This window comes from Haloechinothrix halophila YIM 93223 (assembly GCF_000504245.1).
Lineage (GTDB): Bacteria > Actinomycetota > Actinomycetes > Mycobacteriales > Pseudonocardiaceae > Haloechinothrix_A > Haloechinothrix_A halophila.
The window spans coordinates 2,399,751-2,417,036 of the sequence record NZ_KI632509.1 but is presented as its reverse complement, the minus strand read 5'-3'; the positions used below and the strand labels follow the sequence as shown (position 1 = coordinate 2,417,036).

Annotated in this window: 21 protein-coding genes; 3 read left to right on the top strand and 18 right to left on the bottom strand. The window is 64.7% G+C overall.

Features of this window, described 5'->3' with window-relative positions; translation table 11 throughout:
• Positions 1-113: 113 nt before the first annotated feature.
• The 5 genes from AMYHA_RS10975 to AMYHA_RS10955 all read right to left on the bottom strand — a co-directional run bounded on the left by AMYHA_RS10975 (position 114) and on the right by AMYHA_RS10955 (position 3,954).
• Positions 114-728 carry a malonic semialdehyde reductase gene (locus tag AMYHA_RS10975; RefSeq protein WP_034270661.1) on the bottom strand — a complete coding sequence of 205 codons (615 nt, stop codon included), beginning with the start codon at positions 726-728 and terminating at the stop codon, positions 114-116.
• A 519-nt stretch (positions 729-1,247) separates the two neighbouring features.
• Positions 1,248-2,477 carry a hypothetical protein gene (locus AMYHA_RS10970; protein ID WP_034270659.1) on the bottom strand — a complete coding sequence of 410 codons (1,230 nt, stop codon included), beginning with the start codon at positions 2,475-2,477 and terminating at the stop codon, positions 1,248-1,250.
• A 157-nt stretch (positions 2,478-2,634) separates the two neighbouring features.
• On the bottom strand, positions 2,635-3,090 hold the full coding sequence (locus tag AMYHA_RS10965) for a Mov34/MPN/PAD-1 family protein (RefSeq protein WP_196776873.1): 456 nt from the start codon (positions 3,088-3,090) through the stop codon (positions 2,635-2,637).
• 68 nt (positions 3,091-3,158) lie between these two features.
• Complete coding sequence (locus AMYHA_RS10960; protein ID WP_157362019.1) at positions 3,159-3,605, bottom strand: hypothetical protein; 447 nt, start codon at positions 3,603-3,605, stop codon at positions 3,159-3,161.
• Between the two features lie 31 nt (positions 3,606-3,636).
• Positions 3,637-3,954 carry a ubiquitin family protein gene (locus tag AMYHA_RS10955; RefSeq protein ID WP_034270650.1) on the bottom strand — a complete coding sequence of 106 codons (318 nt, stop codon included), beginning with the start codon at positions 3,952-3,954 and terminating at the stop codon, positions 3,637-3,639.
• A 119-nt stretch (positions 3,955-4,073) separates the two neighbouring features.
• On the opposite strand from AMYHA_RS10955, the gene AMYHA_RS10950 reads away from it, so the two are divergent.
• The gene (locus tag AMYHA_RS10950; protein WP_034270647.1) at positions 4,074-4,931 is read left to right on the top strand and encodes an ATP-binding protein; all 858 of its coding nucleotides are present in this window, start codon (positions 4,074-4,076) and stop codon (positions 4,929-4,931) included.
• Positions 4,932-4,967: 36 nt separating this feature from the next.
• Positions 4,968-5,564: an STAS-like domain-containing protein gene (locus AMYHA_RS10945; protein WP_034270646.1), complete on the top strand. Its 597-nt coding sequence runs from the start codon at positions 4,968-4,970 to the stop codon at positions 5,562-5,564.
• A gap of 167 nt (positions 5,565-5,731) precedes the next feature.
• Here the strand turns inward: AMYHA_RS10945 and AMYHA_RS10940 are convergent, their stop codons facing one another.
• Both AMYHA_RS10940 and AMYHA_RS10935 read right to left on the bottom strand, forming a co-directional pair.
• Complete coding sequence (locus AMYHA_RS10940) at positions 5,732-6,535, bottom strand: hypothetical protein (RefSeq protein WP_157362017.1); 804 nt, start codon at positions 6,533-6,535, stop codon at positions 5,732-5,734.
• 762 nt (positions 6,536-7,297) lie between these two features.
• A complete protein-coding gene (locus tag AMYHA_RS10935) occupies positions 7,298-7,663 on the bottom strand; it encodes a DUF3140 domain-containing protein (protein WP_034270638.1) in 366 nt (121 codons plus the stop codon).
• A gap of 119 nt (positions 7,664-7,782) precedes the next feature.
• Here AMYHA_RS10935 and AMYHA_RS10930 point away from each other — a divergent pair, with 119 nt between their 5' ends.
• Positions 7,783-8,271, top strand: coding sequence for a Dps family protein (locus AMYHA_RS10930; RefSeq protein ID WP_034270635.1), 489 nt, complete (start codon positions 7,783-7,785; stop codon positions 8,269-8,271).
• An 11-nt stretch (positions 8,272-8,282) separates the two neighbouring features.
• On the opposite strand, the gene AMYHA_RS10925 is transcribed toward AMYHA_RS10930, so the two are convergent.
• From AMYHA_RS10925 to AMYHA_RS27400, 11 genes are all read right to left on the bottom strand, one after another.
• The gene (locus AMYHA_RS10925; protein ID WP_034270632.1) at positions 8,283-8,786 is read right to left on the bottom strand and encodes a phage holin family protein; all 504 of its coding nucleotides are present in this window, start codon (positions 8,784-8,786) and stop codon (positions 8,283-8,285) included.
• On the bottom strand, positions 8,783-9,808 hold the full coding sequence (locus AMYHA_RS10920; RefSeq protein WP_034270630.1) for a hypothetical protein: 1,026 nt from the start codon (positions 9,806-9,808) through the stop codon (positions 8,783-8,785). Before AMYHA_RS10920 ends, AMYHA_RS10925 begins: the two co-directional genes overlap by 4 nt.
• A gap of 170 nt (positions 9,809-9,978) precedes the next feature.
• On the bottom strand, positions 9,979-10,365 hold the full coding sequence (locus tag AMYHA_RS10915) for a hypothetical protein (RefSeq protein WP_157362015.1): 387 nt from the start codon (positions 10,363-10,365) through the stop codon (positions 9,979-9,981).
• A gap of 94 nt (positions 10,366-10,459) precedes the next feature.
• Entirely contained in the window at positions 10,460-10,846 is a 387-nt protein-coding gene (locus tag AMYHA_RS27555) for a hypothetical protein (protein WP_034270625.1), read from the bottom strand.
• A 2-nt stretch (positions 10,847-10,848) separates the two neighbouring features.
• On the bottom strand, positions 10,849-11,409 hold the full coding sequence (locus AMYHA_RS10905; RefSeq protein ID WP_034270622.1) for a hypothetical protein: 561 nt from the start codon (positions 11,407-11,409) through the stop codon (positions 10,849-10,851).
• A 166-nt stretch (positions 11,410-11,575) separates the two neighbouring features.
• Complete coding sequence (locus tag AMYHA_RS10900) at positions 11,576-12,853, bottom strand: aspartate aminotransferase family protein (RefSeq protein WP_196776998.1); 1,278 nt, start codon at positions 12,851-12,853, stop codon at positions 11,576-11,578.
• A gap of 307 nt (positions 12,854-13,160) precedes the next feature.
• Entirely contained in the window at positions 13,161-13,670 is a 510-nt protein-coding gene (locus AMYHA_RS27880; RefSeq protein ID WP_330759913.1) for an AMP-binding enzyme, read from the bottom strand.
• 66 nt (positions 13,671-13,736) lie between these two features.
• Positions 13,737-14,759, bottom strand: a complete 1,023-nt coding sequence (locus AMYHA_RS10895; RefSeq protein WP_330759911.1) for an AMP-binding protein — start codon at positions 14,757-14,759, stop codon at positions 13,737-13,739.
• 10 nt (positions 14,760-14,769) lie between these two features.
• Positions 14,770-15,267, bottom strand: coding sequence for a nitroreductase family deazaflavin-dependent oxidoreductase (locus tag AMYHA_RS10890; RefSeq protein ID WP_034270620.1), 498 nt, complete (start codon positions 15,265-15,267; stop codon positions 14,770-14,772).
• A 3-nt stretch (positions 15,268-15,270) separates the two neighbouring features.
• Complete coding sequence (locus AMYHA_RS10885) at positions 15,271-16,494, bottom strand: hypothetical protein (protein ID WP_034276749.1); 1,224 nt, start codon at positions 16,492-16,494, stop codon at positions 15,271-15,273.
• Positions 16,495-16,680: 186 nt separating this feature from the next.
• Positions 16,681-17,286, bottom strand: a 606-nt coding sequence (locus tag AMYHA_RS27400; RefSeq protein WP_169732923.1) for an HNH endonuclease signature motif containing protein, incomplete at its 5' end; no start/stop codon positions are given.

Here is a 17,286-nt window from a genome sequence, read left to right as displayed (position 1 = left end):
GAGTACCGCTCGGCGTTTTCCCACCGTGTCGCCCTCGCGCCGTGTCATGCACTCCGGACGCCGCGTCCGGCGTTCGTGACGTCCTGTGGCGCGTTGCCGACGCCGTGTTGACCTCAGAGTTCGGTGACGACCTCGTCGTAGTTCAGCCGGGGCAGCCGCTCGAGCCACGGGTTCTCCCCCGGCTTGCCAATGTTGATCACGACCAGCGACTTCGTCGTGCCGTCACGGAAGAACTCGGCATCGACGCCCGCGTTGTCGAAGCCGGTCATCGGGCCAGCCGCGAGCCCCGCCGCGCGGACGCCGAGGATGAAGTAGGCGATCTGCAGCGTCGCGTTGAGGTGGGCGTTCTGATGCCGGAACTCGTCCGCCTCGAACAGATCCTTCGCGCCCGGCGCGTGCGGGAACAGGCGGGGCAGGTGCTCGTGGAACTCGGTGTCGGCCGCAAGGATCACCGTCAGCGGCGCGGACTCCGTCTTGGGCCGATTGCCCTCCATCAGGTGCGGCAGCAGCCGCTGACGGGCCTCGTCGGACCGCAGCAGCGTGAGCCTGAGCGGCTGCTGGTTCATCGAGGTCGGCGCCCACTTCGCCAGGTCATAGATCGCACGGACCTGCTCGTCGGTGACGGGCTCGTCGCTGAAGGTGTTGGCCGTGCGGGCTTCGCGGAAGAGCAGGTCCTGGGCGTCGTCCGACAGGTGAAGGACGTCGGCGGTCGCGGTCGGTGCTGCCATGGGATGGGCTCCGTTTCGCTCGTTGGGGTCTCGAATGCCTACATCCCGCAGCAACATGGTTGAACGTTGAACTATTTCGGAGCCGTCACAACGGCGATGTGGATCACAGCCTGCCGCTCAGCGTCGTGTCCCACGGGTCAGAATCAGGACCCACGGTGCTGCCTGCTCTTGCTGATGCACGGACTCTCGGCCCTACCGATGACAGCATGGATCGCGATATAGCGAACGTCGATTGGCGTCGATCTGGATCCACGGCTCTGCGCACAGCGGAGCGTTGGGGCCGGTTCGCCCCGAGCCCAGAGGTGGTTGGCGAGTTACTGATACCGGTTGCCCTATACACTGATACCGGTTGCCCTATACGTCGACTGCGGAGGTTCCGCTCGAAGAACCAGCGCCTGGTCTCACGGATCTAGGCACTTACCCGATCGCCGTGTCGGCTGAAGCTGACCTCGATCCTGTTGTGGGCGCGCGAAGCTGGGGGCAGCCCCGCCCCTAAGTAGCAGTGCCAATCCCCGGTACCTATCCTCCTGAGGTGCCGTCAGTCGCTGTATCGAGGTGGTCCCAGCGGCGCGGGTCTTCGCGTTGAATCATCCGCCTGATTGATCTTGGTTGAGTATGAGGACATTGACCGGACGGTTGCCATCGGTGTGAGCGGAAGAGTCGCTCAGCGAAGGTCAGATCGAGTTGCCAGTGGTTGCGAGGCTCTGCCTGTAGAACGCCGCGTGGTAGCTCCGCCAGGGCCGCGACGAGTAGCAGTCCTGCTGCGGCGGATAAGAAGGGCAGCGCGGCATCCGGGCTGTCCGGCTGGCCGAGACTAACCGGCCCGCTGGCGCACATTGGCTTTGCGGTGCGGGTGTCAGGCAGCCGACAGGCTGGGCAATCGTCGCGACTGGGCAGGTGTCGGTGTAGCTCGGCGGTCCATTGGGGAGATGTGGTGGCGTGTAGTAGCAACGGTTCGCCGCGCTGTGTCACGAATGGTCGCACCCCACGCTCGTTGGCTAGGCACAGCACCAGGTCATGGCGTTCCTGGTGTTCGATAAGCCACTGTTCGTACCACTCCTCATGGCTGCATCCGTCGACGACCCACGCGGTCGCCTCGGCCTTGCTTACGGGCTTACCGCTAGGCGAGCCGTCGGCCCAGCCCGCGTGTGCAGCAGTCATCGTTAGGCAGCGGTTGGTGTTGTGGAGTTCGACAATGTCACCGTCGACGAAATCCCAGGGTTCGCCGGTGATGCCGAGTTCGCGGGCCCAGTACGCGGCCCCGGATGCGACAGCGCCGGCTCCGACGGTCAGCACGGATCCAATCTCGACCGGTCCCGGGTGGTCGCGGGTGCCAGCGGTCAGGTCGGCAGAGAGTTCGATCGGATTAAGCCGGGCGTCGCGGACAGGTTGCCCGTGCGCCAAGCGGAACAGCGCGGATGCGCCGAGAACCGCGGAGGCTGCGGCCCCGAACACCGAGCTGGTGTCCCAATGGTCGTCGGTCATCGGCTTGGTAGCTACGGCTCCGCACCCTCCCGCCCATCCCAGGTACAGGTCCAGACCGGTGGGTACATGTTGACCGAGGCCGATCGACAGTGATTGAGGCGGCGAGGCTGCCTCCGAGAGAGTGGCGAGGTCCAGGACGGGGTTGATGGCCAAGGCTGTGGCGTGGCTCGCGGCCGGTAGGTCGTCCGCTGGCACCAGGCTGCGAGCGATCAGCGCGGCGGGCGGGACGTCGATGGAGATGCAGCGGTGGGTGCGTGCCACCATGTTGATCAGCGCGAGAGTAGCGAGTTGTCCAGCACGAGAGGCGGCCACATCCGCGCCAACCAGGATGCTAACCGGGCGTTCGAGGGCGTTGACGCGCGCGCCGTACTGTAGGCTGCGCTTGTCGCGTTCGGCGTAGAAGATGTCGTGGCGGCGCTAGTCAATGGAACGTTCCGATCCTGGTCACTGCGGGCACGACCCTCAGAGCGTCATTTGTGATGTAGACCCACTGTCCGTGTTGGTACTGGTGCAGGCCTGCGCCATGTGTCGGCATCAGGCTGCCTTGCCCGTAGTCGGCGACGACGAGGGAAAACATGCCCTCGAAGGGCATGAGTATCAGTCGGTCGTCTCCGTCGGAATGCTGGGTATCGCCCCCTGGATGGCTGTGGACTTGGGCGACAAGACCGAGGCCGATAGACCGCGCAGCCCGGGCGGCGGCCGCCACCGCGGGTTCGGCGACGAACACGCCATCCTGGCGGTGCTCGGTGGGTGGCGCGGTAACGGTGAGGACGAGCGTGTCCGCGCCGAGAGTGCGCCCGAGCCAGAGCACCAAACCTTCGTGGGAGCGGTGCATCCCGCTGCTTGCTTGCAGGGCCGCGCGCGTCGGGGCGAGCACTTGGTCGACTACAAGCAGGCTGCCAGTCGCTGGCCCGGTCGGCATCTGTGAACGGCGATGCACACTCATCAGCACATACCCCTGCTTAGCGAGAGGTGCCAAAAGATCTGGTCCACCATGTCGGCCAAGGTGTCGGCCTTCGTGATGCCTGCGCCGGCCGAAGTCCAGTTGGCGAGCCCACCCCAGTCGGCGTGCGGGCCATTGTGCTCGGCGTAGGCCAGTCGATTCCACGGGGCGCAGATGATCCGGCTCGGGTGAAAGATTGAGCCGACTCCTCTGGTGGTGGTGTTCCGCTCAGGGAAGGGCGCAGCGGCGGTGGCCCCGGACGGAGCACCGAAGGTCCATCCCGGGGGAATCGCGCGGTAGCCCTTAAGGTTCGCGATGATACGCACTGGCACATCGGTGACGGGATGAGTGCCGTCGATCACTAACAACAGATCCGCGTCATCAAGGCGCGCGGCCCAGCCTGGCCGCCGTTCTGCCCAGGCTGTTACCGCGACCAGTTCTTCAGCCACAAGCGCTCGAGTTACAGAGGTGGGGATCACATCAGACCCCGCCACCGACATCGACCAACTCAAGCGTGTCGCCGTCGCGGACGTGCGCGGCGGCCAGCGGCTTGTTCCGGTCGAGCACGACCTGTTCCTCGGTGGCGAACGAAGGGTTGCCGCCTTCGTAGCCAAATGCTTCTGCAGCCGCATGGGCAGCCTCGCCAACTGTCTCCTGGCGCCGGAACTGAAACGTCTTGGGCTGCGGCGACCGCGGCGCGTACACCGTCACCGTCAGCGCAGCGCCTTTTGCCCCCTGTCCTGACGTGCCGTGCTGGTTGCCTACGGGCTCGTTCTGCTCCTCGGTCGAGTGAGTCACCACAGTATCCTTTCATCGGTTTCATCGACTCTGGTGAAACCGTACCATGGAGAGTGCCGGATGGCCATCGAGGCGCGCAATGCGACGTACGAGCATGGATCCGAGGGAGACTTGAGGCCATGGAGTTGGTCCTCATCGGCGACACGCCGCTCGCGTCGGCTGCGGCCATCCCGACCTTCGAGACTGGTCCTGATGCCCTACTCATCGACGCGTGGCATATCGGATTCGTTTGCCCGTTGGATCTGGCCGGGATGCTCGCCATTGCTTACTGGGCATCGGCGGCTGCGATGCCGGTGACATTCCGATTACCCCGGGAGCCGAATGCGGCCTCTTATCTGCAACGGATGGACGTTTTGCGTCAGATGCCCCGACGTACTCGCATCGTGGGGCGCATTCCACCGGAGGAGCGCGCTAACCTACGGCACCGCCTCCTCGAGGCTTCCCCACTCACAGAAGCCAACGTGAACGATCTCGCAGAGAGGCTAGGGAGCCTTGTCACGGCGTATTACCCGAAGTCCGCAGGTCCAGCCGTGGCCCGAGCATGCAACGAACTGCTGGATAACGCTGTTGAACACGGGGCCAGCAACGTTGGTGCATTCATCACGGCGCAGACCTACACGGGTACGACTACCGGAAGCCCACGGCTTGAGTTAGCCGTCTGCGACAACGGCATTGGAATCCTGAGTCACTTACGCCAGAACCCCGAGCACCAGCACCTCACCACTGACGAGCAGGCGCTGAAGAAGGCCATGAAGGACGGTATTACGGGAACCAGCGACAAGCGGGGTTACGGTCTCTCCGACCTCATCGGCGGCGGACGGAAGCACGGCACGATCCGCTTACACCTTCGTACCGGTGCTGGTGAAATCAGCGTCACCGCCACGAGTCGGAACCAGTCGGCGGAGGTAAGCACCCGTCGAGACATAACCCGGGGCGTTTGGGCGTGGCTCACCCACGAGCTTCCAGCGCAGGCGTAAGGATGGTTCAATCGGTACAATGAAACGGGAGAAAAGATGACCGAGCCCCTCGTCTTCAACGTCATCCAACTAGGCAGTTTCCCCACCACCCGAAGCCTTGCACGGGATGGACGAAACAGCCTTGAAGAGATGCTTGCAGGCAAGACACGCGTCGACCTCACGATCGACTTCACCAACGTGAAGGCCATGACCATCAGCTTCGCTGATGAGTTCCTTGGCAAGTTCCTGTCGACATTCGACGCTTCTAGCCATGAGATGACCATCAAGGTCGCGGGTCTGAACACCGAGAACGCTGAGGCCGTCACCATCTGCCTGGAGCGACGGGAGACCCAGGTTGCCGTCCTTAACGAAGACGGAACGCTCACACTCGTCGGGGCTTCGCTTCTCACCGATACGTTCAACGCCGCTCTGGAGTTGGGCGAGTTCAAGGCTAACGATCTTGCCAAGTCACTAGACATCAGCCCGCAGAATGCCAACAACCGACTGAAGCGCCTGGCAGCCGTCGGAGCGCTCCGCAAGTCCCGGAGCACCGGAGCCGCCCACGGCGGGAAGGAGTTCTCCTACCGTGCCGTCACAGCTAGCGTCCCCGAAGCTGACGCTCTCTCAACCGACGTGCCGTTTGCCCGCGCGTAGAACAGGGTAAATACTCGCTCGTCATGTCACGTGTTCCGTCGACGTACAGACACGCCGTCCGCGACAGCTCGATGGTTTGGTACGCGGTCGTTGCCGAGCAAGCTGAGGTCGCGCTGGACCGGCCAGCCGCACAGCGCCCGACCGAGCTTGCGATGCTGGCTGGTTGCTCAGCGCAGATCACGGTACCGCTTCATGGCCTGTGGACTTGGAGTTCGTACCCACAGCGGTGCACCGATGAGGATACGATCGACTCCGTAACCGGCTTCGTCGTGACGAAACGTCCAGCGATCCTTATCGAGCACGACATCGTCGTAGATCTCTGCGAACCACTCGGATTCCTCAGCGCATCCTAGCGTAAAGCCCCGTGTCCATGGCTTGTCCACGTGATCTTTCCATTCGCCGATTATGCCTTGCTCGGTGGCGATCTTCAGCACTTCGAGCGCCAAGGTCTCGGGGTCGTCCCACTGCGAGTCGTTAACCGTTCCGCGGCTCTGAACGTAGAGCTCAATGGTCCTGGCCGCTGAGGATGTCCATCCTTCGGGCGGCTTGTCAGAGGCGCCAGCGTGGTCTGCCATGTTCTCGAGGCTGCCGAACAAACACACGTCGACACGGTCGCCCGTACTGGTTCGGATGCTGGTATGCATGACGGCACCGTCCCGACGCCCGTAGACGCCGGCAAGTTGCGCAAACTCTACGTGGCCTACACCCTTCGCAAAATATCCTTTCGGCGGCGTCACGGAGTCTTGGATTGCTCGTCTGCCGATTGCCTTCTCGATTCTCTTAGCTACCTCGGCCCGGTCAAGAATACGCGCATCCTGCGCAAACTCCATCCCACCGATTAGGGGGATATTGCCGATCTTGGCTTTCCAATTGGTGCGCCGATCGAGGGAGATTCCGTTGTCCGCCGCGATGGTACGGATACGTCGATCTGCCCAGTATGCGTAACGCTGAACTACCCGCAACTTGCCCATAAGCAGGGTCCTCCAATCGCCGAGGTCCTCGAAGAGAGTTCGGTGGAAGCCTACGCACCGCCTCTCGAAGAGGTCGGCGTGCCCAAACACGGCAAGAACGACCTCGCCAGAGGCTAAAAGCGGGCTATCCCGTCACCATGACAGCCGCCGCGCCCCACGGCCCACACTCCAGCCGGGAGCGACTCGCCTCGCCCGAGACAGTCTCTGCATTCGACCCGGCGTATCAGCATGCTCTGTGGGATGCGTCGGACAAGTTGAGTCTGGGAGGCGTTGCGGGCCAAGCTGGGCGTCTGACCTTCTGGCCTATCGCACAGATCCGCACCCTTCCAGCCGACGCGTTGCCCCCGCTCGCCGACGCAATGGGCGTCCTTGAACTGACCCGTGGAACGGCAATCCCTACAACGAGGCCGACCCAGACATCTGGATACGGCAACTCGATGTCGCCTACAAACGGGGTTCATCACATACCTCGTCCTTGACGATTAGGACCGGGTGGAAGACCTAAACGTGACCTGGTTCGGATAACTGACCCGGTCCGGCCAAGTTCGACACCCCGGCCTCCCACGCTTTGTCCCCGCCAATTCAACCGCAGGTGACGATGCGTGAGCGCGGTCGACCGGCGGGGCGTTGCACATTCTTTGCACATGAGCCGCGGATAGGGCCGTGATCACCGGCAAAGACTAGAAAATTCGAAGGCGGCGAAGATCGAAGGCACCGGCATATTGCCAGGTCCCCGCTCCCCGGAGTAAAACCATCTGATCCTTACTCCGGCGGTCGTGTCTCACCCCCAGGTCGAGCCGGAGCGCGCAGCGGATCATGCCCGATGTCCATGAGCCCGTGGCGCCAGGCCGAGTCGCCCTGCACCGGTTCCAGGTCGTCGCGTCGTTGCGCGTGTACTTGGTCGATCACGTAGCGGATCAGCTCGACATCGTCAGCGGTCAGGTCGGCCTTGCGTTTGCGCAGTACATGCAGCACGTGCTGTCCGGTCTCGGTACCAGCGCGGTCGGGCAGTTCCTCGCCCTCTGGCGTAGCCGACTCGATGCGCAGCCACTCGCTCAGCTCGCGCGATGTCATGTTCACGACGTGGTGAAACTCGTCCCAGAGCGCGTTGTCGATCACGGGTTGCACTCCCTCCTTCGCCTGCGTGCCGAGTACCCGGTGTCGCTCCCCCGCACACCGGCGCCTAGGTGAGATCGCCCGGCACATCGGGTACCCGCACACACGAGACACAGAAGGGAGCAGAAGCAATGGCGAAGAAGGCAGAACCAATCACGCCCCAGGTCGACGCCAAGGAGCGCGACATCACGTGTCGGGTGCTGCAGCACGCGCTGGTGGACCTGGTGCACTTGCACCTCGCGGCGAAGCAGGTGCATTGGAACGTCATCGGGACACAGTTCCGCACGGTGCACTTGCAGCTGGACGAACTGGTCGCCAGCGCGCGGGAGTTCGCCGACCAGGTTGCGGAGCGGTCGGCCACGCTGGGCGTTCCGGCCGATGGACGCCCGCACACCGTCGCCGACACCAGCGACGTGCCCGAACCGGACGAAGACTGGCTCCGCGACGTCGATGTGATCGAGTACGTCGTGTCTGCACTCGAACGGGTGATCCGTCGGCTGCGCGCCGGGGTCGATGAGACCGACAAGAGCGACCTGGTGACGCAGGATCTGCTGCTCCAGGCGACCGCCGCGCTGGAAAAGGCGCACTGGATGTGGCAGGCCCAGCTCGCCGGCCGCTGAGTCTGCCGACGTCAGGGACGCGCGCGGGTCCGCCCCACACGCAAGTCACGCAGCTCGGCGACGGAGCGCTCGACCTGGGCGACCTGCTGCAAGCGTTCCGGCCGATCTTGCCGCCGCACCGCAATGTCCACCGCGGCGAGCCCGAGCACGATGAGCGCGAGCCCGATGAACCCGGCGGAGATGAGCGGCGACATCTGCTCGTCGACAGCGAGTGTTCCCGCCACCGCACCCCAGCTGTAGAAGATGGCGCTGAAGCCCGCGGCCACGACGGCGAGGCCCGCCCAGACGCCGTTCGCTGGGGTGAGTAGCAACGCCTTCCACCGAGGCGGTGGTCGGCCGATGTCGTCTCGCTCTCGGTGCTCCCGGTCGAGTTCAGCCGGCGACGCCACTTCTTCCGCCTGGTCGGCGGGCTCCTCCGCGGGGTCGGCACTCTCGAACTGCCGTGTGTCGTCGACGTACTCCGGGTGCTCGGTCTCCTCGAACGTTGTCCGGTGCCGTCCTGTCTCCTCTGTCATGCCAGCGAACCTCCAGGCCGTTCCAGACTTCGCGTCAGCGAATGCCCCGTCATGGCGAACCCGATGAGCAGCAACAGCGGCATGATCCACGCGATCGGGTACTTGTAGCCGACAGTGATGAACTCGGGAGCCGCGACCGGCTGTGGCGCTGGTTTGGCCGTCTCTGGCGGTGGTTCGACCTTAGGCGCGGGTGCATCCCCGCCGAACTCGGGCAGTGTGGTGTCGATCGGACTCACCGGTGGCGGGCTCGGCGCCAGTGGCGGAGCGATCCCGATCTCCGGCGGTGGCGGAGGCGGAGGAATGTCAGGCTCGTCTGACTTGTAGCTCAGCTTCGCGGTGATGGACTTGGGATCGCCGTTCTCCATCGAGACCGGCACGTCCTCCTGCTGGCCAGCGCCGTAGTCCTTGCCGAAGAACGCGACATGCCATGTCTCGGAATCCTTTACAGCTTTCGGTGCGGGCATGATCGCCAGCGCGGCCGGGTCGCCTTGCGCCCATCCCGCCAGGAACGGCTTGAGGTCGACGTGGAACGTCGGCGCTGGCTTCGCCGAGTAGGTGGCGTTGGCCGAGGCCGCTTTGCAGTCGGTCTCCGGTGGCTTCTGCGGCGATGCCTCGGCGGCGCTGAAGAAGTCGGTGACCTGGCAGACTCGGAGCTTGGCCATGTCCTGCCGCAGCGTGCCGTCGGATGGTGCCATGTCGACGGGCAGCGTCAGCGTGCCCTTCGTGAAGATCGCTCCCAGCGGGATGTTGGCGCTGAAGAGGTCCAGTTCGATATAGGTCGCCGCGGTCGGCGTACCGCCCGAGACGCCGACGTGCAGTGTGTTCTTGGGATAGTCCGGTGGCGGCAGCAGGGAACAGTCAAGGGCCGTGGTGGAACACGACTCACTTGTGGTCGTCACGTACCACGCTTCGGTCTGGGTACCGACAGTCGCCGACCCGTTTTCCGCTGCCTGCGCAACCGGGCCGAACAACGCGATCAGCAACCCCACGGCGAGTAACACGACGCTGCGCCGAAATGTCACGAGTGGCTCCTGATTTCTCGCGCCGGTGACCACGCCAGCACTCCGAGTGTTTTATCTATCAATACACTGAGTTTAATGTACGTTCGCCGCCAATCTCGGTCAATCACCGCGAGGCCGTGCGAACCGCCGTCACGCTGGCGCTGTCAGATCGACGACCACACAGCGGAGGTTCACTGCCGACGTTGGCTGACAAGATGAACGATGGCACAAAGTTCGTCCACTACCTCGCGCATTTCGGCGCGGGCTATGACCCGGTCGCGCCGTTCGGCGAGCACCGCCGCGAGCAGAGCGCCAGTCATAACGAGTGCGGCGCCGCCCAGCGCTCCCGAGACGACGAATGGAAGCTGCAACGCGACGTAGGGCACGCCCACGATTTGAAACACGACGAATGCGATCGCTCCCCCACCGGTGACGGCCAGCGCGATCAGGAATACCAGCCCAGGTAAGGCTGGATCGCGCCATGCCCGGACGAGCGCGATCGCCCGCTGGAGCGTCTCGGCATCCGATCCGGCGCCTACCTGCGGCGAGACATCGTCAAATCCTGGCCGCGGCATCACAGACCGCCACTACCTGCCAGGATGAACGCACCAAGCCGGGTTAGTCATACGCCCAGCATCGGACCACGCGACGACTACCGCAACCCCGGTCCGGTCAGTCCCGGTACCTGCGCAGCGCGGCGCCGGTAAGCGCGCAGACCTCGTCGACGACCTCCCGGGTTTGCTCGATGGCCGCGACACGGTCATGTCGTTCGGCCTGCACCGCCGCGAGCAGCGCGCCAATCGCGACCAGGGCGACGCCACCGAAGCCACCGGAGATGACATACGGCAGCTGTAGCGCTACGTAGGGCGTGCCCGTCGTCGCGACTACGGTGATCACCAGCACGACGCTCCCGGTCACGGCGAGCAACAGCAGGAAGGCGAACCCAGGCAGCGCGGGATCTCGCCACGCCCTCGCCAGGGCGATCGCACGGCGGAGAGTCTCGGAGTCGATGCCGCCAACCGGTGCCTGCGCGGACACGCCGATCTCGGAGGTCGTCATGCTTACTCGGCCCTGCGCTCGCTCTGCTCAGACTCCAGCAGCTCCCTGACCTCGGCGAGCGCCTGCGTCATCTGAGCAAGCTGCTCAGTGCGTTCCTTGCTGTCTCTCCTGCGCACCGTCACGTCGACCACGGTGGCGCCCGCGATAATGAGGACCAGCCCCGCGATGCCGCCACTGACCAAGTACGGCATCTGCTCCGCGACGTTCGTCAGCGCGGCAACCTCTCGCCAGGTGTAGACGATCGCCGCCAAACCAGCGGCCGCGAGCACCAGGCCGATCCAGATTCCCGTTGCGGTGGTGGCTGACCCACCGAGACGCTGCGGGGCAGCCGCGCCGAGCCGCGAGCGTGGCTTTTCGTCTTCGACCGGCGCGGGCCGCACAAACTCCGTGGTCTCGTCTATCTGGGTTACCGGGGGCTCTGACTGCGGCAACGTCCCCGACTCTGCGGTCGCCTCCTGGCGGACGGTGTCGTAGCCATCGCCATGACTCTCCGGTTCAAGACCGTGGTCTACATCAGTAGCCCGGTGAACTTCGGCGTCCCGCTCATCGGTACGAGCAGTCATTCCTGACGGCTCTTCGGACCCGGCTACCGATGTTTCTTCTAACCCGTAACTCGGCGCCCGGTATGCGGGTTCTGCCATCGCCGCCTCCTCCAGGACTGAGCCAGGTACGACTCTTTGTACCACCGGATTGAGGATTAGTGCAACATATGTTTCATTTATCAGAATGCTAACGGTTGAGCCAGTCTTTGAAGGCGGAATTGAACCGGGTTAGGGCATCGTCGAGCTCGGCGGGTCCGTGTGCTGCGGAGACGAACCAGATGCCTCGGCGTGCAACCCAGACGCCATGTTCGACGAGCACCTGTGCGAGGCTCGCGTAGCGGTCGAGACGAAACCGTCGCAGGCCGCAATAGTCGGTCACCTCGGTGTCGCCGAACGACACGTGGAACGCCATCGGAAGCCCCTCGACTCGCAGCGGCTCACCGAGCGATTCTCCGATCTCGCGAATGCCTGCCATCAGCTTCGTGCCGTGCTCGAGGATGGTGGTGTAGGGCGGGTCGTCCCGGATGTGTTCGAGGGTGGCGATGACGGCGGCCATGCCCGGCGCCCAAGCATTGAACGTGCCGGCATGATTGACTTCGCCCGTCCCGATCCGACACATCAGGTCAGCGCCGCCCGCGAGCGCGGCCACCGGATACCCGCCCCCGAGCGCTTTGCCATACAGCGCGAGATCGGGTGTCACCCCGTAGCGGCGAGCGGCTCCACCAGGGCCTACGCGGAAGCCGGAGATGACCTCGTCGAAAATCAGTACGATGCCGCGTCGCGAGCACAGTCTGCGCACTCGCTCCAGATATCCCGGCGCTGGCTCGATCACTCCGGAGTTGATCATGATGGGTTCCATGATCACCGCGGCGATCTCCTCGCCGTCCCGCTCGAGCAGGCCACTGAGCAGGTCGGCGTCATTCCACGGAAGGACGGTGAAGTCTGTGAGATGCGACGACACCTGGCCCGCGCTCGCCGCCTCCCACGCACCATCCCGATCAGCGATCAGCACATTGTCCAACCATCCGTGGTAATGCCCTTCGAACCGGATCACACGCCTGCGACCGGTGACCGCCCTCGCCAGACGCAACGCTGCCTGCACGGCCTCGGTGCCACTCAGCGCGAAGCGCACCATGTCCGGCCAGCCGAGCGTCTCGCACACCAGCTCCGCCGCGCGGACCTCCAACTCACCTTGCCCGCCGAGGATCAAACCGTCACACGACGCCGCATGCACCGCACGGGTGAGGAAGTCAGGGGCGTGGCCTAGAAACGCAGGCCCCTGACCGAGCAGATGGTCGACATAGTCACGGCCGTCCACGTCATACAGACGTGCTCCCTCAGCGCGTTTCAGAAAGACATCAGGCCCATCGAGCCGAACATTCGAATGGACCCCACCAGGCGTTCGAGCACACGCCCGACGCCGCAACTCACCAGAGTGATCGAGCTGTTCAGTCAGCGACGTCACCGACCCACCAGTCTTACCCACGGAAACCTCCGGAGATCCGGACACGAATAAATGATCTTCACCCTCGCCGCGGCTATGACGGGCGTACACAACACCGCACACACCCGGCAGCCACCATACAAAAATGAAACAGTAGCATCGTTATATGAACCAACAGTACGTCGTGTCGGTTTTCCGTCAAGGGGGCCAGCAATCGACGTGACACTCCCAACATTCAGCGCATTCAGGTGTCACACGAAATTGAAACTGTCTACTGCCTGCACCGCCGCACTGCTCGGCGACGGGCCTAACGTCGCATCCGGGGCCGTCAGCTTCTTTCCGCGGCGGCGCGCACGGCGTAGTTCCTGCCGCGTTCGGCGCGGATCCACAGTGGATCGTCGACGTCGACGCCCTGCCGTTGCAGCTCTCGTTTGAGTACCTTGTTCGTCGCGGTGCTCGGTAGTTCCGCCGCGATGCGCACGTAGCGGGGCCACGCCTTCGGCGACAGGTCGGGCTGCGCGGCCAGGAACTCCGTCAGCTCCCCCTGCGTCAGCTCGGCACCGCTGACCAGCACGATCGCGGCCATCAGCTGGTCACCTACGTCGACATCCGGCACGCCGTAGACCGCGACCTGGCTGATCGCGGGATGCCGCAGCAGGATCTGCTCGATCGGCGCCGCCGCGAGGTTCTCACCGTCCACCCGAAGCCAATCACCCGCGCGACCAGCCAGATACACGAAGCCATCCGCGTCGCGGTACGCGAGATCACCCGACCAGTACATGCCACCGTCGAGCCGCTCAGCGGTGGCGTCCTCGTCGTTGTAGTAGCCACTGAACATCCCCGCACCCTGAGTGTTGACCAACTCGCCGACCGCCTCGTCCAGGTCTGTGTCACCGCGCCGTGCTCATCGAACACCGCCCGCGGGCACTCGGTGCGGGTCTCCCGGTCGTAAACGGCCACACCCTACCCACGGCTGCCCGATCGAACTAGGCGGCGTGCCCTCGGTGCGACTGATGATGATCGGCGTTTTCGGTCGATCCGAACCACAGTCGTACACCTCACAGCCAAACCGGCGGCCGAACTCCACGATGTCGCGATCGGACGCCTCGTTACCGAACGCGATCCGCAGCGGATTGTCCGCATCATCCGGCTTTTCCGGCGTAGCGAGCACATACGCCAGCGGCTTGCCCACATAGTTCATATACGTCGCGCCGTACCGGCGGACGTCGTCGAGGAAACCGGTAGCGCTGAACCTGCGCGCCAACGCCAGCGTCGCCCCAGAGGCGACAGCGGGCCCAAACCCAGCAACAACCGCATTCGAATGGAACAACGGCATCGACACGTAACACACATCGTCATCGGTGAGACTGAACCGCTCAACCAGGTGCGTCCCAGACATGGTCACCATGAAGTTGCTGACCCGCACCGCCTTCGGCTCACCACTGGTACCCGACGTGAAGATCAACATGAATGTGTCCATCGAATCGACCGTGCGGAACTCCCGATCGCGGGGTGCGTCCGCCACCAACCGGGACCACTCCGCGGCATCGGTGTCGATGACTCGCACACCGTCCAACGACAGGCCGTCCAGCAGCGGCAGATGCCGCGAGTCGGTGAGCACGAACTGGCAGTCCGCCTTGCGGACGTCGCGGGCCAGCGCCTCTCCCCTACGCGTGGCATTGAGGCCCACCGTGACGTAACCACCGAGCGCGCCCGCCGCGAGCGCCATCGCCATCTCCGGGGTGTTCTCCAGCAACACCCCAACGTGTGGCGGCCGGTCGGAGTCGAACCCACCGGTGATGACGGCCGCGCGCGCCAGGCTCTCGGCGACGTACTCCCGCCACGTCCAGCACCGATCCCCGAACCGCACACCGACATCGTCCCGGTCGGCGTTGGCGAGCAGCAGCTGCTGGACCGTGTCAGCCATGGCGCACTCCTCAGTGACGGGGCTCGAGAATCACGACCGGGATCTCACGGTCCGTCCACGACTGATAACTATCGAAATCGGAATACAACTCGACAAGCCGGCGCCACAGCCGCTCGCGCTCCTCGCTGCTCGCGGTACGGGCACGCACCGGCCGCACCTCCGACTTGATGCGCACCTGGGTGTCCGGGTTGGCGCACAGATTGCGGTACCACTGCGGGTGGCGCGGCAGCCCACCCTGCGAGGCAACCACGACGACGTTCTCGCCGTCCGCCAAATACAACAGCGGAATCGTATAGACCGTCCCGGATTTGCGACCCCGATGGTCGAGCAGCAACAAATCGACGGGTTTGCGGAACGCGGACCCGATACGCCACTTGCTGGCGATACGACCGTTGGTCCGCCGATACACCCAGACCTGCGCCTTGCTGCCAACCTTCATCAATTTCGGCACCAGCGGCGAATCGAGCCCCTTAGGGCGCGGCTTGAGACGTCGTGCAGAGCTGACCATGGGCTATCCAACGGGTGTGATGGGCAGGGAATGACGTGGCTCGAACTGGAACGACGCCCCGGTGCTGACCCGGGTAACGGCGACCTCGTCGAACTCCGCGGCTGACTCGGCGCGCTCGACGACGCGGCACCGCCACGCCGTCGCGTCTCCGACGACGGCGACGTCCAGTCGCGGGTCGACGGCGCGCACGATCGCCTGCAACGGCGCGATGGACTCCGGCCCGCACAGCGCGAGCCAGGCGTCGTCATCGTGAGCGAGCGATCGGCGAACCACGACGGCGTCGTCGCCGAACTCCGCGGTGACGTAGGCAGCGGGATTGAGCAGCGGGTGCAGCCGGAGCACGGCGACGGCACCCGCGACACCGCTCGGCAGTCGTAGCGCACGGTGGATGCGCTCGGCGGCGATCCCGGCGATGCCGATGAGTTGCTTTAGGCACAGCTCCCGAGCCTCGTCCGGCTCAAGCCTGGCGGTGACGGCGCGTCGAAACCCGAGGTAGAGCAGGTGCATCTGCAGGCACACCTCATCGGCGATCCGGGCCAACGCGGAAGCGGAGAACTCAGCGAAGTCCAGATCGGACAGCAGCGGTCCCGAATAGTCAGCCTTGCCGTCATCGCCGGGGTCGATCGGGTCCAGTTCGAGCGAGGCGGCATGGGTCCGACGCGTCGCGGTGCAGCCAGCGGACTCGCTGACCGGTGGGTGGGACTCGTCGATGGTGACCGTCCACTCGCAGTGGGGGTGCCGATCAGCGGGCTTGCGCGGAGGCCGGTGCACTGGCCGCACCTGCGCCTTCGGGTTGGTGGCGACGGCGGTGGCGTCGAAGGTGGGATCCTCGATGTCGTGGCACATGCCGGTGACGTAGGCGTCGCCCATGGGTTCGACGTCCATCAGCGCGCCGCAATGGTCCAGGTGAAAAGTGCCGTGGTTGGCGTCGGTGACGTTGTAGCGGAAGTCCATGAACTGCGGGGGCGCGCCGATGTCGAGCTGCAGTCCCTTGAAGATCGTCGGTACGTCGGTTCCCTCGAAGTCGAGCGCGCGCTGCATCCGCTTGGTGTAGATCGGACTGGCCGCCATCCACTCCTCGATCGCGACCTGGAGCATCTCCTCGCGGCCGAGCGTCGAGATGCACCACGCCATGCCCGAGCGGTCGATCAGCTGCCCAATCAGCAGCAGCTCGGGCACGAGCGTGGCGAGGTCGGCCCGCGCCAGCTCGCGATACCTGCCACTCATGCGATCAGAATAGAACATGTTATAGATATTGGGAAGACTCGTGTACATACACATGTCCGATAAGAAGCAGAACACGTTCCACTATGGGACTACCCGGACGATGACGATACGAGCGCGCGGCTGTGCCGCGGCCAGTGGTGCTGGTCGCGGTGGGCCGGTGTGTGATTGTCTGCTCCCCGTGGGGCGCTAGCCGAGGGGTTCGGTATGGGGTGCGGTGAACCGTCTGGGTTGACGCGCCGGGTCGAGCCATTCGGGTGGGAGGCATTCGGGTGTGCCGTTGGTGGTCATGCGGACTTCCCACCCGGCGTGGTGGACGAGTCGGTGGCAGGCGGTGCACAGGAGGCAGAGGTTGTCGAGGGTGGTGGTGCCGCCGTGTTCCCACCAGTTGATGTGGTGGACTTGGCACCACCGCACGGTGCGGCTACACATGATGCAGCCGCCGTCGCGGGCGGCGAGGGCGCGGCGTTGGGCGCGGGTGGCGGTGCGCACCTCACGCCCCAGATCGAGGATTTCCCCGGTGGAGCCGAGGACGGCGGGGATGAGGCGGGCGTCGCAGGCCAGGCGGCGGGCTTGTTCGGCGGTGACCGGTAATTCCCAGTTCAGGGTGGGTGTGTCGCCCAGCATGTGCTGCACCGCCCGATCACTGTCGATGAGGGGGTCGCGGCGCAGCAGTTGGTCGAGGGTCATCGACACGGTCACGACCGGTGTTTCGCCGGCTTCGGTGGGGCGTGCGGTGGCGCGTTGGGTGTAGTCGAGCAGTTCGGCGAACGCATCCCCCTGGCGTTGGCCGGT

What these genes read in the sequence shown, in the direction of transcription:
- AMYHA_RS27880 (WP_330759913.1), bottom strand. Translation starts at nt 13,670, where the DNA reads ATGTTCAGTGGCTACTACAACGACGAGGACGCCACCGCTGAGCGGCTC.
- AMYHA_RS10895 (WP_330759911.1), bottom strand. Translation starts at nt 14,759, where the DNA reads ATGGCTGACACGGTCCAGCAGCTGCTGCTCGCCAACGCCGACCGGGAC.
- AMYHA_RS10930 (WP_034270635.1), top strand. Translation starts at nt 7,783, where the DNA reads ATGGCGAAGAAGGCAGAACCAATCACGCCCCAGGTCGACGCCAAGGAG.
- AMYHA_RS10890 (WP_034270620.1), bottom strand. Translation starts at nt 15,267, where the DNA reads ATGGTCAGCTCTGCACGACGTCTCAAGCCGCGCCCTAAGGGGCTCGAT.
- AMYHA_RS27555 (WP_034270625.1), bottom strand. Translation starts at nt 10,846, where the DNA reads ATGACGACCTCCGAGATCGGCGTGTCCGCGCAGGCACCGGTTGGCGGC.
- AMYHA_RS10970 (WP_034270659.1), bottom strand. Translation starts at nt 2,477, where the DNA reads ATGGTGGCACGCACCCACCGCTGCATCTCCATCGACGTCCCGCCCGCC.
- AMYHA_RS10940 (WP_157362017.1), bottom strand. Translation starts at nt 6,535, where the DNA reads ATGGGCAAGTTGCGGGTAGTTCAGCGTTACGCATACTGGGCAGATCGA.
- AMYHA_RS10975 (WP_034270661.1), bottom strand. Translation starts at nt 728, where the DNA reads ATGGCAGCACCGACCGCGACCGCCGACGTCCTTCACCTGTCGGACGAC.
- AMYHA_RS10925 (WP_034270632.1), bottom strand. Translation starts at nt 8,786, where the DNA reads ATGACAGAGGAGACAGGACGGCACCGGACAACGTTCGAGGAGACCGAG.
- AMYHA_RS10945 (WP_034270646.1), top strand. Translation starts at nt 4,968, where the DNA reads ATGACCGAGCCCCTCGTCTTCAACGTCATCCAACTAGGCAGTTTCCCC.
- AMYHA_RS10885 (WP_034276749.1), bottom strand. Translation starts at nt 16,494, where the DNA reads ATGAGTGGCAGGTATCGCGAGCTGGCGCGGGCCGACCTCGCCACGCTC.
- AMYHA_RS10950 (WP_034270647.1), top strand. Translation starts at nt 4,074, where the DNA reads ATGGAGTTGGTCCTCATCGGCGACACGCCGCTCGCGTCGGCTGCGGCC.
- AMYHA_RS10905 (WP_034270622.1), bottom strand. Translation starts at nt 11,409, where the DNA reads ATGACTGCTCGTACCGATGAGCGGGACGCCGAAGTTCACCGGGCTACT.